The organism is Streptomyces sp. NPDC002958 (assembly GCF_055563255.1).
The window spans coordinates 1-14,375 of record NZ_JBVHDS010000024.1 but is presented as its reverse complement, the minus strand read 5'-3'; the positions used below and the strand labels follow the sequence as shown (position 1 = coordinate 14,375).

The window sequence follows — 14,375 nt, the reverse complement described above, 5'->3', positions numbered from 1 at the left end:
CAGGGTCCGCAAACGGAACAGGTGACACAAAGTCATGGCAGAGGGCGACGCTCTTTCCACCCACGTCTTCGGCGTGCAGCTCGGCGGCTATCTCGTCGAGTCGATCCAAGAGATCAGCGGCATGACCGTCGAGGAGGAAGTCGTCGAGGTCCGTCAGGTGACCGCCGAGGGCAAGCAGATCATCCGCAAGCAGCCCGGCGCCCGTCAGGCGGGCGAGGTGACGATCACTCGCGGACTCGACAAGAGCAGCGAGTTCACCAACTGGATCAAGGAGACGCTCAACAACGGGGCTGTCGACACCGCGCGCCAGAACCTGACCATCGAGATCAAGGACTCGAAGGGTGAGACGGTCCGGCGCATCCAGCTGATGCAGGGGTGGGCCAGCAAGTGGGAGGGCCCCTCACTGAAGGCCGGCGAGTCCAGTGCCGCCACCGAGACGGTGACCATCACCTTCGAGGAGATCGTGGTCGAATGAGGCGCAGGACCGTTACGTCGGGCGGGCTCGACGAACTCCTCGACGGCCTCGCATCCGCCCCGCCCGCCGCACGCGAGGAGGCTCCCGCGCCGTCTTTGGCCCGGGACCGTGACCGCGACCAGCAGGAGCTGCGCACGGAGTTCGACTTCGAGCTCCCCCGTGGTTACGTCGACGACGAGGGCCAGGTCCACCGGCGCGGCTCGATGCGGCTCGCGACGGCCCGGGACGAGCTGCGCCCGCAGATCGACCTGCGGGTGAAGGAGAACCCGGCGTACCTGTCCGTGGTGCTGCTGAGCCAGGTGATCACCCAGCTCGGCACCATCACCGATGTGCACGCCGGGGTCGTCGAGCGAATGTACGCCACGGACGTGGCGTTCCTCCAGGACTTCTACCGCCGGATCAACAGTGAGGGTCACACTCATGCCGCGGTGACCTGCCCGCTGTGCCACGGATCGTTCGAGGTGGACCTCTCGGGTGGGCGCCTGGGGGAATCGTGACGTACGCGCTTCCCCGACTGCGGGAGGAGATCGCGTACGTCGCCTACCACTTCCATTGGCAGCGAGAGGACATTCTCGACCTCACCCACGGCGAGCGTCAGCAGTGGGTGCGGGAGATAGCGCGGATCAACACCCGCGTCAACGAGAGCGGGTGATCGTGTGGGTTTCGGAAACTGGTTCCGCCGAGAGGACCGGCAGCAGCCCGGAACGTCCTCCCGGGGCGGGGCCGAAGCCGTCACCGGGCGCAGTCCGGAACTGGAAGCCGACCGGAGCGACAGCGGGGTCGATCAGCGGGACAGTGGCTGGGACGGCGGCTGGCGGCAGGTCGCGCCGCCGACGGTGACCGTCGCCCGGTCCTCGATCGGGGTGAGTGACGGACTGCGGTTCAGGTCCGGCCTCGCCTCGTGGCAGAACCTCACGTTCGCGGGCGAACTCGGCCATGCCGTACTGCCGTCCGCACCGGTGGGCCTCATCCACGGCGTCGCCCGTCCGGGCGGCGGGCGTTCCGCGTCTCCCGGCGGACCGCTGCTCCTGCGTGCCGCCCGGACCGGTGCGGACGGGGAGGCGGAGCCTGCGGCGGACCTGACACCTCTCACGGCGGGCAACGCGATCGGCAGCGGCAGGGCCGGCGGGAAGCCGGCCGCCGCAACCGTCCAGCGGTCGAGCGGTAGGACGTCACCTCGCTCCTCGTCCCCCGGCTCCTCCGGGAGCCGGGCACCGGGGCGGCAGAGCGGCGGGGACGGCGCAACCACTCCGGAAGCCAGGGCAGGGGCGGCCCCGGCGAAGGGCACGGCGTCAGTCGCGGGTCCGGGACCGGCTGTGGGCCCGGCCGCCGCACCGGCGTCGCAGCATTCCGCGAACACCGCACCGGCACCGGATTCGCTCCAGCGGGCCCGGCCCGCCGCCGTACGTCCGCGGCGGACCGCCCCGCCCCTGATCGTTGCCCGCCGTCCGGCGATGGCACTGCGGCACATCGCCGGGATCCCGCCGGCCGCGGCCTCCGCACCGGCCACGCCCGTCACCACCGCCACCACCACCGCCGTGCAGCAGGGCGTGTCGCAGCGGACCGCGCCCGCCCCGCCGGACGGTTCCGGCCGAGCGGCTCTTGCTGCCCCGCCGGAAACCGCACCGACACCGGACAGCACCACCGACCGTCCCACCACCGCGACGGTGCGCCCCGCCCTGGGCAAGCCCCTGCGGGAACTGCCCACCGGGGTCGTGCCCTCCGACCCGGCAGCGCGGAGCGGGGTCGTACCGTCCGCCCCGGAAGGGCAACAGTCAGCGGGTATGCCCGTGCTCCAACGCCAGGCACCGGACGCGGCAACCCCCGCGGTGACCGCGCCTTCGCACGAGGCACCGAAGCCGTCGGTGCGTCAGCAGCCTTCCCCGGAGGCTCGGACCCCCAAGCCGCCCCGGACGCCCCGGCTTCCCCTGCCGATACAGTCGGCACCGGCACCTCTTCCGGCACCTGCTCCGGCTCCGGAACAGTCATCGGTATCCGGGCGGGAACGGACGCAACACCCCAGCGGGCACGAGCCGTCGAAGCCTTCGGTCCCTGCGCGGTCGCCGAAGTCGCCACAGCCCCACGGAGCCGGCTCACAGGCTCGTATCCGTGGCGGGATCGGCACCCCCCTCCCCTCGCTTCCGTCGACAGCCAGGCTCCGGAACGACGCTCCGCTACTCGGTGACCGCCGTCGGGCACAGCCGGGAACCACGGGCCCGCGACAGGGCACGACATCGGCGGGGAATCCCGCGGTGCCCCCGCCTTCCGCAGCAGCTGAGCCCACACTGATGCCGACGCCCCTGAACAATCCTTCCGAGATGCCGGTGCGCTCGTCCTCCGTGCCTGCTCCGCCCGCTGCGTCCTCACCGGAACCTGGGGCTGTCCAGCGCACGGTGCAAACCACGCGTACGCCTACGAGCACGCCCGTCACCCCTCCTTCCCCCTCTGCTCCCTCTGCTCCCGTACGTATCCAAAGGATTGCCCCCGAGCGGGCGGAGGGAAGGGCATCCGGTCTTGCCGCCGGCACCGGGGAGCCGTCGCCCGCCGTCCCGCGGTCGCGGAACCTGCTCGCAGGCAGGGCTCTGAAGGTGAGCACCGGGTCCGGTGAGGGCTTTTCCGCGCCGCCGGCGACAGCAGGCACAACCCGGCCGGTCGTGGCAGCCACCTGGCGTCGTGATGTACAGCAGCCGGGGTCCGGCTTGCCGTCGCCGGGGATCGGGAGTTCGACGACCGGGGAGCACCGGACGTCATCGGGTGCGGCAACCCGGCAGGCACCTCCGCGCACGCGCACCCGCCCCACCGAGCCCGCGGAGCCACGACCCGCCCACCGCCCCGGACCGCTGTCCCCTGCGCCACGACCCGCACCTGCCACCCCGTCCGTGGCCCCCTCCACCCCGTCCGTGCGGTCCGCCGCTCAGTCGGTACCGGTCGCGCGCCCGCATCCGCCCGCACCGGACCGGCCCGGAGCAGCCGCCGCACCCGTACAGCGGATGGCGATGCCGGTGGTGCCCGAGTCCGCCGGTCCCACCGCCACCGGACCGGCGGCCGGAGGCGGTGCTCCGGTCACCGGACCACCGAGCCTTTCGGTACGGGTTCCGCAACGCGCACCCGCTCCGGCCGCCGGAGCCGGCAGTTCCGGGACCACAACTCAGGCGCTTCAGCGCGCGGCGGCCGAAGCCGGAATCACCGGAGTTCCGGTGAGGGCGGCCCCGGTGAGGCCCGCCGAGCCGTCGGAAAGGACCGGATCAGCCGGCCCGGCCACCGCAGACGCTCCGCCCGCGAACCGGGTCACGGGGGCGGACATCGAGGAACTGGCCCGCCGTCTGCTCGATCCGGTGAGTCGGCTGATCCGCGCGGACATGCGCAGAGGTCGGGAGCGTGCCGGACGGTTGTACGACGGTCGCCGCTGACGGCGGGTCCGCCTGGCACGGCATGACACTTGGTGAACAGCAGAGAAAAAGAGAAGCACATGACGGACAACATCTTCGCAACGAGTGTGTTCTTCAAGCTCGTCATCGGTGGCAGCGACCTGGGGGCCTTCCACACCTGCTCGGGTCTGGGCGCCGAGGTGGAGATGGAGAGTTACGCCGAGGGCGGCAACAACGGTTTCACCTGGCAGCTGCCGGGGCGGATCACTTGGACCAACATCACGCTGACCCGCCCGGTGACCGCCGACACGCTCAAGATCGCGCGGTGGCTGAACGAGACGATCCAGCGGGTCGAGCCCAAGGACGGTGAGATCGTCGCGCTCCGTCCGGACCTCAGCCGCATCATCAGCTGGCAGGTGCACGGCATCGTACCGGTGCGCTGGCAGGGTCCGTCCTTCGACCCCGCCAGCTCCCAGGCGGCGATCGAGACGCTGGAGATCGCGCACGAGGGCCTGGAGCCTTCCTGATGAATCGTCATATTCCTTGACAGGTACAGGTAGCAGAGAAGATCGGGAAGGAGGAGCGCAATGTCACCCGCTGTCCGTACGAGCCGTGCTCGCGCCCAGCTGACCATCATGGAACCGCCGGCGACCGTCGGCGCCAAACCGGGCGGGAGTCTCGCCCGGCTCACGTTGCAGTTCAACCCCGCGAAGCTGTCGCTGAGCAAGAGCACCGAGTGGCGGCGCACTCCGTCCCGGATGGCCGGGCAGTCCGCGCTGCCCGAATTCGTGGGCAGCGGGCCCCGGGCACTGTCCCTGGAGGTCTTCCTGGACGCCACGGCCACCCATGACAACTCGGTGGAGAAGGCGGTGGAGCAGCTGATGCTGGCCTGTGTTCCCACCCCGAGCAGCCTGGCCCGCAAGACGCCCGCCAGCCCCTGGGTGCGCTTCGACTGGGGCACGTCGAAGACAACCTCGTTCGACGGCGTGCTGTCCAACCTCTCCGTCTCGTACACGCTGTTCGACGTCGACGGGAAGCCGCTGCGCGCCACCTGCTCCCTTTCGATCGAGGAGGCAAGCGTCGATCCGGCCGGTCAGAACCCCACGTCGGGCTCGCGGGAGGCACGTCGTACCCACCGGGTCGTCGCCGGTGACAGCCTGCCGCTGCTCGCCTGGCGGGAGTACGGCGATGCCACCGCGTGGCGCACGATCGCGGACGCCAACGACATCGACGACCCGATGCAGTTGATCCCCGGCAGGGAGCTGGTCGTACCCGGACTGGAAAATCACGCTCCGGAGGGCGGCCGGTGACCGCCCCCGGCCGCTCCTTCGCCGCGGATCCGATCGTCGAGGCCCCTGGTGAACTGCCACCCGCTTGGGCCGCCCAACTGGTGAGCTGCGTGGTCGACGAGAACGTCGGTCTGCCGGACACCGCCGTGCTGATGTACCGGGACCCCGATCACAAGCTGCTCACCGCCACCGGTCTCACCATCGGCACCCCGCTGAAGATATCCGTGGTCACCGTGCAGGAGCGGGTGCGCGAGCGGCTGTTCACCGGTGAGGTCACGGCGGTCGAGCTGGACAGCGACACCACTGGTTCGTTCACGGTCGTGCGCGCCTTCTCGAAGGCCCACCGGCTTCAGCGCGGACGGAAGGTGGTGGCCTTCCGCAACATGAAGACCGCGGACATCGTCCGCAAGGTCGCTGCGGGCGCCGGGCTGGCCTGCGGAAGGATCGAGGCCGCGCCCATCACGTACAAGCAGCTGACCCAGCCCAATGTCTCGGACTGGGAGTTCCTCCAGTACCTCGCGGGCGAGAGCGGCGCGCACGTGCGGGTGGACGACAAGGGCCTGTTGCAGTTCGTGAAACCGAAGCCCGCCGCGTCGGCACCCTCGCCCGCCACTTCCGCCACCCGGCACCCGATGGTCCTGGAGTACGGGCGCAATTTGCTGGCCCTGCGGGCCGTGCTGACCGCTGCCGACGGGGCGGACAGTGTGGAGGTGCGCGGCTGGAACGTCGACACCAAAACACGACTGGTGGCCCGCGAGCAGTCCATCCGCAGTGACACGGTGTCCCCCGGGATGAGCCCATCGCTCGCGGCCGGGGCGTTCGGCCCGAACGCCCGGATGACGGTCACCGACACCCCGTACCGGACCCAGGCCGAGACCAGGGCCGTGGCCGGATCGGTGGCCGCTTCGGTGAGTTCCGGGTTCGGCGAGATCGAGGCGGTCGCCGAGGGCAATCCCCAGTTGCGGGCAGGCGAGCCGGTGACCCTCGGCAACGTCGGGCCCGCGTTCGCGGGGCGTTACACGGCGACCGCCGCGCACCACGTCCTCGAACCGAACGGCGGCTACCGTACGACCGTGTTGGTGAGCGCGGCGTCCGACCGCTCGCTGGCGGGACTGAGCAGTGGCTCCAACGCACCCTCGCGCGGACCGCGCATCCCGGGTCTCGCGATCGGCGTGGTCACCGACATCCGTGAGGGCAAGGCCGAACGGGGCTGGGTCCGGCTGAAGTTCCCCTGGCTCGACGACACCTATGTGACCGACTGGGTCCGTACCGTGCAGTGGGGCGGCCAGGGCGGCGGCGGGGTGTTCAGCCCCGAGGTGAACGACGAGGTGCTGGTCGGATTCGAGCAGGGGCTGCTGGACAGCCCGTATGTGCTGGGCGGCCTCTACAACGGGGTCGACAAGCCGTCGCCCCACGACGTTCCGCTGGTCGACCCGACCAGCGGCAAGGTCAACCGCCGTTCCCTGGTGTCCCGTTCGGGCAACCGGATGGAGCTGCTGGACGCCCCGAGCGGACCGTCCGGTGTCCGGCTGGCCACCGGCGACAAACGCCTCGAAGTCACCCTGGACGAGCGGCGGAGCGAGATCGCGCTGACGGTGTACGCCCGCGGCGGCACCCGGGCGCTGAGCTCCGTGACGCTCTCCGCGTCCGGGATCACACTCGACGCCGGAACGGGCGACGTGAACATCAAGGGCAGCTCGGTGACCGTCAACGGCAAGACGGGGGTCACGATCGACGGCGGACTGCTCGGCGTACTCAAGGCCAAGCTCATCAGGATCAACTGACAACCCCACCAACCGTCCGATACCTCCAGAAGTCCCTTTCCCAGCAAGGAGAACACCGGCCATGCCCCCCGCAGCCCGCACGGGCGACAGCACCGCCCACGGCGGCCTCATCGGCACCCCGCCCCCGGGTGCGGTGGCCGTCGCCACCGTGCTGATCGGCGGCCGGCCCGCGGCCGTCACCGGGAGCCTGCACGTGTGCGTCGTCCCCCCGCACGCCGCGCTCGGGCCGGGAAACGTGATCATGCCCAACCCGGCCGCCGCGGTCACCGGTCAGGTACTGATCGGCGGGCTGCCCGCCGCCCGGATGCGGGACAACACCACCTGCGGCGCGCCCATCATCAGCGGTGCGCTGAACGTACTGATCGGGGGCCCGATGTGAGCGGCGGCGGATTCATCGGACGCGGTTGGGGCTTCCCGCTGCGGGTCGGCGCCACGGGCGGCATCGGCATGGTCGAGCGGGACCGGGAGATCGAGGAGGCGATCGGGCTGGTGCTCGGCACGGCGCCGGGCGAGCGGCCGATGCGCCCGGAGTTCGGCTGCGGCATCCACGACTACGTCTTCGCACCCGGTGACGGCGCCACCGCCGGGCGCATCGCGCACGAGGTCCGTACGTCGCTGGAGCGCTGGGAGCCGCGCATCGACGTGACCGATGTGGTGATCGCGTTCGACGCTGTCGAGGAGGGCACCTTGTACATCGACGTGCGCTACACCGTGCGGGCCACGAACGACCTGCGCAACCTCGTCTTCCCCTTCTACACCATCCCGTCCTCCGAGGGCTCCGAAGAAGTGGGAGTGCGCTGATGGCCCTGCCCTCACCCAACCTGGACGACCGGCGCTTCCAGCAGCTCGTCGACGAGGCCAAGCGATATGTACAGCAGCGCTCTCCCGAGTGGACCGACCACAATGTGTCGGACCCCGGGGTCACGCTCATCGAGACGTTCGCGTACATGGTCGACCAGCTGCTGTACCGGCTGAACCGGGTACCGGACAAGAACTACTCGGCCTTCCTCGACCTGCTGGGCGTCACGTTGTTCCCGCCGTCGGTGGCACGGGCGGAGGTCGACTTCTGGCTGTCCGCGCCGCAGCCGGAGACCGTGCGGCTCCCGGCGGGTACGGAGGTCGCCACTTCACGCGGCGACGCCGAGGAGGCAGTGGTGTTCTCGACCTCCGAAGACCTGCCGATCGTGCCGAGTTCGCTGGTCCGGCTGGTCACCGCGCCGGTGTCGGGCGAACAGACCGACCGCACCGCACCGCTCGGCGCGGGCAAGGACATCCCGTGCTTCCAGTCCCGGCCGGAGCCCGGTGACGCCCTGCTGTTCGGGCTGCCCACCGCCGTCCCACGGTGCATCGTCGCCGTACGTCTGGACAGCCGCGTGGAGGGCGTGGGTGTCGACCCGCGGCAGCCGCCGCTGGTGTGGGAGGCGTGGGACGGTGCCCGCTGGGTCACGTGCCAGACCGGCACCGACAGTACCGGCGGGCTGAACAGGCCCGGCGAGGTGATCGTGTTCGTCCCGGCCGGGCATACGGCGTCGGTGGCCGCGGGGACCCGGGCGGGGTGGCTGCGCTGCCGGGTCACCGCGCCAGAACCTGGCCAGCCGTTCTATTCCGAGTCGCCGACGATCCGGGAGGCCGAGGTGTTCACCGTCGGCGGCACCACGGGCGTCGAACACGCGGAGACCGTCCTCGACGTCCCGCTCGGCATCTCCGAAGGCGTCGCCGGGCAGAGATTCTCCGTGGGCAGGGCGCCGCTGCTTTTGGACGGAGAGCCGCCGGTCGTCCAGGTGTCCTCCGCGGAGGGCTGGCAGATCTGGACCGCCGTGGAGCACTTCGGCGCCTCCTCCCCCGACGACCGGCATGTGCGGATCGACGCCGTCTCCGGCGAGTTCGCGTTCCCGCCGGAAGTACGCGAGCCGGACGGGACGATGCGTGCCTACGGTGCAGTGCCCGAGAAGGGCGCACAGCTGCGGGTCCCCCGCTACCTGACGGGCGGCGGGGCGGCCGGGAACGTCGCCCGGGGCGCCATCTGTGTGCTGCGCAGCTCGGTGCCGTACGTGGCGGGCGTGGACAACCGCGAGGCGGCCCGGGGCGGGGTCGACGGCGAGACCGTGGAGAACGCGAAGGTCCGGGCTCCCAACATCCTTCGGGTGCAGGAGCGAGCGGTCACGGCCGAGGACTACGAGGTCATCACCCGCGAGGCCGCGCCTTCCCTGCGCAGGGTCCGATGCCTGCCCGCCGTTGCGGGCGAGGGCGGTGCGGTACGGGTCCTGGTGGTGCCCGACGCGGTCGCCGACGAGAGTGGGCAACTGCGGTTCGAGCAGCTGATCCCGTCGGACTCCGTGCTCTCGGCGGTCGCGGCGCGGCTCGACGAACGGCGGCTGGTAGGCACCCGGCTGATAGTGGAACCGCCCGCGTACCAGGGCGTCACCGTGGTCGCCGGCCTGGTGGCGGCCGGTGGTGACGTGGACCGTGTCCGCGCGGAGGCGCTCGCAGCGCTGTTCCGCCACATCGACCCACTGCGGGGCGGGGCGGAGGGGACCGGGTGGCCGTTCGGCAGGCCGGTGCAGTACGGCGAGGTCTTCGCCGTACTCCAGGGCGTTCGGGGAGTGGGACTGGTGGAGGAGGTTCGCCTGTTCCCCGCGGACCCGATCACCGGCCGACGCGGAGCTGCGGTCGAGCGGATCGACATCGCCCCGGGCGCCCTGACCTTCTCGCACCAGCATCAGGTCGTGGTCACCGCGAGCGGGGCCGGTGACGGCTCGTGACCAGGGCTGCGGTACCCGGACTGGCCAGCCGCTATCCGATCGGCGGGCTGCTGCCCGCTCTGTACGCGGACGACGACCTGGCCCAGCGGTTCACGGCGGGCCTCGACACCGTCCTCGCGCCCGTCCTGTCCACCCTGGACAACCTCCCGGTCTACTTCGACCCGTCGCTGGCCCCGGCCGACTTCCTGCCCTGGCTGTCGACCTGGGTGGGCGCCGACATCGACCCGGCGTGGCCCGAGGAACTGCGGCGGGCCGTCGTCGCCCGCGCCGTCGAGCTGCACCGGTGGCGCGGCACCCGCCGCGGCCTGATCGAACAGCTCCGGCTCTGCTTCGGCATGCATGCCGACATCCAGGACGGCGGCGGCGTCGCGTGGTCGTCCGAGCCGGGCGCGGAGCTGCCTCCGGCTCCGACCGGAGAACTGCTGGTGCGGGTCTGGGCGGCGCGCGGGGGGCCGGTGGACGCGAGCCGCGTCCTGGACGTCGTCGCCGCCTCGTGCCCCGTACATCTCACATGCCGGGTGGAGATCCTGCCGGGCCCGCCAGACGAAACAGGAGGCTGACGCGATGCGCTCGTGTCCGGCGTGCGGTACAGCCAACGGCGAGGACGACGACTTCTGCGGGAATTGCGGTTCCTATCTGGGCTGGTCCTCCCGGGCATCGCGAAATCCTCCCGTCGCCCCGGAACCTGTCGGCCCCTCAGAACCAGCAGACCCCGCAGCCGTTCCCGCGGCCGGTACCGCGCCGGAGACCGCGGGTCCTGCGTCCGGGGCCCCGCCCTCCCCGCCCCCCGAGCCACCGGTGGAACCGACGCGGTCCCGCACACCGGAACCTGCCGGGCCGCCCCCCGAGGAGCCCGCACCGGCCCCGGAGCCGCCCCCGGGACCGGCGCAGCCCGCCCCCGTACGGCCTGAACCACCGGCACCCGACGCGCCCGTGGTCGCGGTGCAGCCGGCCAAGCCCATCGCCCGGCGGCCCATCGTGAGGCCCGTGGCAACGGACGAGAAGCCGGACGGGCCACCATGCCCGGCCTGCGGCACCCCGAACCTGCCGGGACGCCAGTTCTGCCGACGCTGCGCCGCACCATTGCACACCCGGGAGCAGCCGGCGCCATTGCCGTGGTGGCGCACGGTGTGGCCGTTCCGCCGCCGGGTGCGGGGCGGATCGGGCCGGGCGCTGCGGCGGACCCTGCTGGGGCTGGTGGTCGTCGGGCTACTGTTCGCGGGCTTCCTGTTCCTGCCGGCCGGGCGCTATCTCTTCGAGGACGTGCGGGACAAGCTCGGCGGAACGGCGGAGATCAGCCCGGCCGAGGTCACCGCGAGCGCCCAGGCTCCCGGCCATCCGGCGACCGCGGCCGTCGACGGACTGACCAACAAGTACTGGGCGGCACCCGAGCTCGGCTCCTCACTGACGTGCGTCTTCGACAAGCCGTTCCGGCTGGTCGGTGTCGTGGTGCACACCGGTGTGTCGAAGGAGACCCAGGAGTTCCGGCAGGGGGCCAGGCCCACCCGGGCCGATCTGATCGTCACCACGGCGGACGGCGAGGTCCGCGAGAAGGCGGTGACATTCACCGACAAGCCGGGCCCGCAGACGGTGCGGACCGGCATCAGCGATGTCGTCTCCGTCCGGCTCGTGCTGCGGGCCGCCTCCGGCCAGCGCGAGGGGCGTCCCATCGCGGTCGGGGAGGTCGAGTTCTTCAAGCGCACCTGAGGGCGTTGTCACGTTGTTGGGTGCGTGGGTGTCTGACGGTGCGTCGAGGTGTGGTGGGGCCGGATGCCGACCTGGGCTCAGGCCGCGGCAGGTCGGCCGGTGACGCCGGTGATCTGCTCCCAGATGGTGAAGCGGATGGTCATTTCGGCTCGGTGTTCGGATGCGGTCATCGGCACTGTCACGTTGACTGACAGGGTGGGATGATCTTCGGGTTGGTCATTCTGGGAGGGGTTGTCCGTGGGCAGTACTCCGCCGTCGTACAAGGGGCACCGGTACCCGGTCGAGATGATCTCCCGCTGCGTGTGGCTGTACTTCCGCTTCCCGCTGTCATTCCGTGAGGTGGAGGAGCTGATGCTCGAGCGCGGCGTGATCGTTTCGTACGAGACGATCCGGCGGTGGTGCGCAAAGTTCGGCCAGATCTATGCGAATGAGCTGCGCCGACGCCGGCCACGGCCGGGTGACAAGTGGCACCTGGACGAGGTCTTCGTGAAGATCAACGGCGAGCAGAAGTATCTGTGGCGGGCCGTCGACGCCGACGGTAACGTGCTCGACATCCTTCTCCAGGGCCGCCGGGACAAGGCCGCGGCCCCACGCTTCTTCCGCACACTGCTCAAGAAGATCTGCTCGGTGCCGCGTGTGGTGGTCACCGACAAGCTCCGTTCCTACGGCGCGGCCCACCGCGAGGTGATGCCCTCCGTCGAACACCGTTCCCACAAGGGTCTGAACAATCGGGCGGAGAACTCGCACCAGCCCACCCGGCAGCGCGAACGGGCGATGAAGGGCTTCCGCTCCGCCGGCGCCGTACAAAGATTCCTGTCCGCCTTCAGCGGCATCTCACCCCACTTCAGACCCCGCCGCCACCTGATGACCGCCGCCCACTACCGCGCCGAGATGACCATCCGCTTCGCGATCTGGGACCAGATCACCGGCGCGACCGCCCTGCCTGCCGCGGCCTGAGCCCGGAGCCGGAACCCAGCCCCACCACCCCCGACACACCGTCAGGCACTCACACGCTCCACAACGTGACAGCACCGCGCGAAGCGCCCCCGCTCCGCCGCCTCGCGCGCCCTGACCTCGTCCCACTGCCGCCACGGCGGCCCGTACGGCGCGGGGTCGACGGCGTAGGACCCGGCCTCCAGCAGTGGCGGGTGCAGCGTCTCCCAGTGGGCGTCGGCCAGGTGGATCGGCAACGCCACCTCCGACACCGCCGCCGTCAGGACCGCACCGCAGCCCGCACACCCGAACACCGCCAAGCCGTCCCCTCCCGCCCTCGAAGCCCCTGCATCCCACCAAGCAGGCGGACCGGGGAGCAAGGGGTTTTCAGACGACGCTAAACCTTGATCTACCGAGGCGGTTTGAGGGTGATCTGCTGCCCGGTTGTTGAGTTGGTTTTGTGCGGGTGGCTGGGTGTGGGCAGGTGGTATCTGCTGGTCTGCCCAGCTTTTCCACGTTCTTCGGTTCCGGTTGAGCCCTGGTGGGCGGGGTGGTCAGGGGCTGTTCGTGTCAGCCGGGTGGGTCGTGGACGGTGTCGAAGAGGTGTGTCCAGGCTTGCTGCCAGGGCCAGTTGTGGGGCAGGTGCAGGGTGATGCGTCGTGCGGAGCGGGCGATGTGGGCCGGGACGTGGATCAGGTGGGCCCGGAGGGTGGCGGTGGTGGCCTTGGCATGGAACGCGGAGGTCAGGGAACCGGCGGCCCGCAGCAGGTTGTAGGTCATCGCCCACAGGGTGAGCCAGGCCGCGTTGGCGTGGAAGTGCCCGGACGGCAGATGGGCGAGGGCGCCGGCCTTGCTGTCCGCGATGACCTGCTCGATCACGGCGTGGTGGCGGTGTTCCCGCTCGGCCTGGAGCGTCGGGGCTGGCTGGTCGGTGAGGAAGGGGTGGTAGCGCCAGACGGGAAACAGCTCGCCCTGCTCGCCCACAACCGGCGGTTTGGCCAGGTCACGGACCCGTCGCACGATCAGCCGGGCGGTGACCCGGTCTGCTTTCTTCCGGCTGGCGAACGCGGTGTATTCGGGTAGTTCGGCGACTTCGGCGTCCGAGATGAGTTCGCCGGTCTCGGGATCGGGCACCGCGGTCGGGTAACTGATCTGCTGCCAGGCATCGTCAGGGATGCCGAGGACGGCCCGCTTGATGGAGGGGTTCATCCCGGTGGTGATCGAGAAGTGGGCGCCGGCCCGGCGGCAGGCGGCGATCACACCAGCGTTGTAGAACTGCGAGTCGGCCCGCAGGATACGGGTCCCGGTGCAGCTGGCCTCGACGGCGGTGGCCAGGGCCTCGCTCACGAATTTCGGGGCACCCCGGGAGTCTGCCGCTTTGCCACGTCGCATCCGCACTCCGGCGATCACCGGCCTCGACTGGGGGGTGCAGACCGTGGCGAGGAGCGGGTGCAGGGTGCGGATGCCCTTGAACCGGCCGTACTCGGCGCCTTGCTTGGCACGTCCGTAGACGCGTTTGTGGGTGGAGTCGACGTCGACGAACGCCACCTCACCCGCGCCCGGCAGCATCGGGGTGCGCGCGGCGAGTGCGGCGAGGAACCTGCGGTGCACGGCGTGGAGTTGCAGAGCGTGTCCGTGGGTGAACGCACGCAGGAACGTGCCCAGCGTGGACGGGGCGCGGATACCTCCGAACACCGCCGGCATCGCCCCGTGACGCAACATCGCCAGGTCATCGATACTGTCCGCGCCCGCTGCCATGCCCGCGACGATGCTGGTGACCTTGGCGTCCGCCGCCGCACCCGCCCTCGTTCCTCGCCCCGGTCAGCTTCACCTTCTCCGTCACCAGTCGCGACAGCCCGCACCGCTCGGCCAGCCGCAGCACCGGGACCAGCCCAACCTGCGCGATCAGATTCGGATCATCGAACACAGCGGAGACCGCCGCCGGCGTATGGGAAACTTGCATCGGAAGTGCCTTGCTGATCGTGCGTGCTGGAAGCCTGAAGAACTCCCATCATCGCAGGTCACGAGGCACTTCCTCGTTTCAAGAAGAGTTATCC

General features: G+C 70.8%; 15 protein-coding genes and 2 pseudogenes. 13 read left to right on the top strand and 4 right to left on the bottom strand.

The genetic code is table 11. The features are described 5' to 3' along the window. Positions 1-34: 34 nt before the first annotated feature. From ACZ3IC_RS28150 to ACZ3IC_RS28140, 3 genes are read left to right on the top strand one after another with little or no spacing between them, the layout of a single operon-like run. Complete coding sequence (locus ACZ3IC_RS28150) at positions 35-475, top strand: phage tail protein (protein ID WP_114242518.1); 441 nt, start codon at positions 35-37, stop codon at positions 473-475. After that, a complete protein-coding gene (locus ACZ3IC_RS28145; protein WP_467420578.1) occupies positions 472-972 on the top strand; it encodes a hypothetical protein in 501 nt (166 codons plus the stop codon). The genes ACZ3IC_RS28150 and ACZ3IC_RS28145 overlap by 4 nt, the downstream gene beginning before the upstream one ends. Further along, positions 969-1,127, top strand: coding sequence for a DUF6760 family protein (locus ACZ3IC_RS28140; protein WP_397888423.1), 159 nt, complete (start codon positions 969-971; stop codon positions 1,125-1,127). Before ACZ3IC_RS28145 ends, ACZ3IC_RS28140 begins: the two co-directional genes overlap by 4 nt. Positions 1,128-1,259: 132 nt before the next feature. Here ACZ3IC_RS28140 and ACZ3IC_RS28135 read toward each other — a convergent pair whose 3' ends face one another. Continuing rightward, positions 1,260-2,132: a hypothetical protein gene (locus ACZ3IC_RS28135; RefSeq protein WP_467420576.1), complete on the bottom strand. Its 873-nt coding sequence runs from the start codon at positions 2,130-2,132 to the stop codon at positions 1,260-1,262. A gap of 1,222 nt (positions 2,133-3,354) precedes the next feature. On the opposite strand from ACZ3IC_RS28135, the gene ACZ3IC_RS28130 reads away from it, so the two are divergent. The 9 genes from ACZ3IC_RS28130 to ACZ3IC_RS28090 all read left to right on the top strand — a co-directional run bounded on the left by ACZ3IC_RS28130 (position 3,355) and on the right by ACZ3IC_RS28090 (position 11,385). Next, positions 3,355-3,885, top strand: coding sequence for a hypothetical protein (locus ACZ3IC_RS28130; RefSeq protein ID WP_467420574.1), 531 nt, complete (start codon positions 3,355-3,357; stop codon positions 3,883-3,885). A 59-nt stretch (positions 3,886-3,944) separates the two neighbouring features. Further along, a complete protein-coding gene (locus ACZ3IC_RS28125) occupies positions 3,945-4,370 on the top strand; it encodes a phage tail protein (RefSeq protein WP_382951065.1) in 426 nt (141 codons plus the stop codon). 60 nt (positions 4,371-4,430) lie between these two features. Next, entirely contained in the window at positions 4,431-5,153 is a 723-nt protein-coding gene (locus ACZ3IC_RS28120) for a CIS tube protein (protein ID WP_467420570.1), read from the top strand. Next, positions 5,150-6,916 carry a VgrG-related protein gene (locus tag ACZ3IC_RS28115; protein WP_467420568.1) on the top strand — a complete coding sequence of 589 codons (1,767 nt, stop codon included), beginning with the start codon at positions 5,150-5,152 and terminating at the stop codon, positions 6,914-6,916. Before ACZ3IC_RS28120 ends, ACZ3IC_RS28115 begins: the two co-directional genes overlap by 4 nt. Before the next feature lie 61 nt (positions 6,917-6,977). Then, a complete protein-coding gene (locus ACZ3IC_RS28110) occupies positions 6,978-7,295 on the top strand; it encodes a PAAR domain-containing protein (RefSeq protein WP_189544364.1) in 318 nt (105 codons plus the stop codon). After that, the gene (locus ACZ3IC_RS28105) at positions 7,292-7,717 is read left to right on the top strand and encodes a GPW/gp25 family protein (RefSeq protein ID WP_467420564.1); all 426 of its coding nucleotides are present in this window, start codon (positions 7,292-7,294) and stop codon (positions 7,715-7,717) included. The genes ACZ3IC_RS28110 and ACZ3IC_RS28105 overlap by 4 nt, the downstream gene beginning before the upstream one ends. Beyond that, a complete protein-coding gene (locus ACZ3IC_RS28100) occupies positions 7,717-9,678 on the top strand; it encodes a putative baseplate assembly protein (RefSeq protein WP_467420562.1) in 1,962 nt (653 codons plus the stop codon). The genes ACZ3IC_RS28105 and ACZ3IC_RS28100 overlap by 1 nt, the downstream gene beginning before the upstream one ends. Next, the gene (locus ACZ3IC_RS28095) at positions 9,675-10,238 is read left to right on the top strand and encodes a phage tail protein I (protein WP_467420559.1); all 564 of its coding nucleotides are present in this window, start codon (positions 9,675-9,677) and stop codon (positions 10,236-10,238) included. The genes ACZ3IC_RS28100 and ACZ3IC_RS28095 overlap by 4 nt, the downstream gene beginning before the upstream one ends. A gap of 427 nt (positions 10,239-10,665) precedes the next feature. Further along, complete coding sequence (locus ACZ3IC_RS28090) at positions 10,666-11,385, top strand: NADase-type glycan-binding domain-containing protein (RefSeq protein WP_467420557.1); 720 nt, start codon at positions 10,666-10,668, stop codon at positions 11,383-11,385. Positions 11,386-11,462: 77 nt separating this feature from the next. On the opposite strand, the pseudogene ACZ3IC_RS28085 reads toward ACZ3IC_RS28090, so the two are convergent. Continuing rightward, a pseudogene (locus ACZ3IC_RS28085) lies at positions 11,463-11,555 on the bottom strand (IS6 family transposase); the annotation flags it as partial. 115 nt (positions 11,556-11,670) lie between these two features. Here ACZ3IC_RS28085 and ACZ3IC_RS28080 point away from each other — a divergent pair. Continuing rightward, complete coding sequence (locus tag ACZ3IC_RS28080; RefSeq protein WP_467420683.1) at positions 11,671-12,342, top strand: IS6 family transposase; 672 nt, start codon at positions 11,671-11,673, stop codon at positions 12,340-12,342. A 41-nt stretch (positions 12,343-12,383) separates the two neighbouring features. Here the strand turns inward: ACZ3IC_RS28080 and ACZ3IC_RS28075 are convergent, their stop codons facing one another. Further along, the gene (locus tag ACZ3IC_RS28075; RefSeq protein WP_467420555.1) at positions 12,384-12,638 is read right to left on the bottom strand and encodes a hypothetical protein; all 255 of its coding nucleotides are present in this window, start codon (positions 12,636-12,638) and stop codon (positions 12,384-12,386) included. Positions 12,639-12,888: 250 nt separating this feature from the next. Continuing rightward, positions 12,889-14,281, bottom strand: a pseudogene (locus tag ACZ3IC_RS28070) (IS1380 family transposase). Positions 14,282-14,375 lie beyond the last annotated feature (94 nt).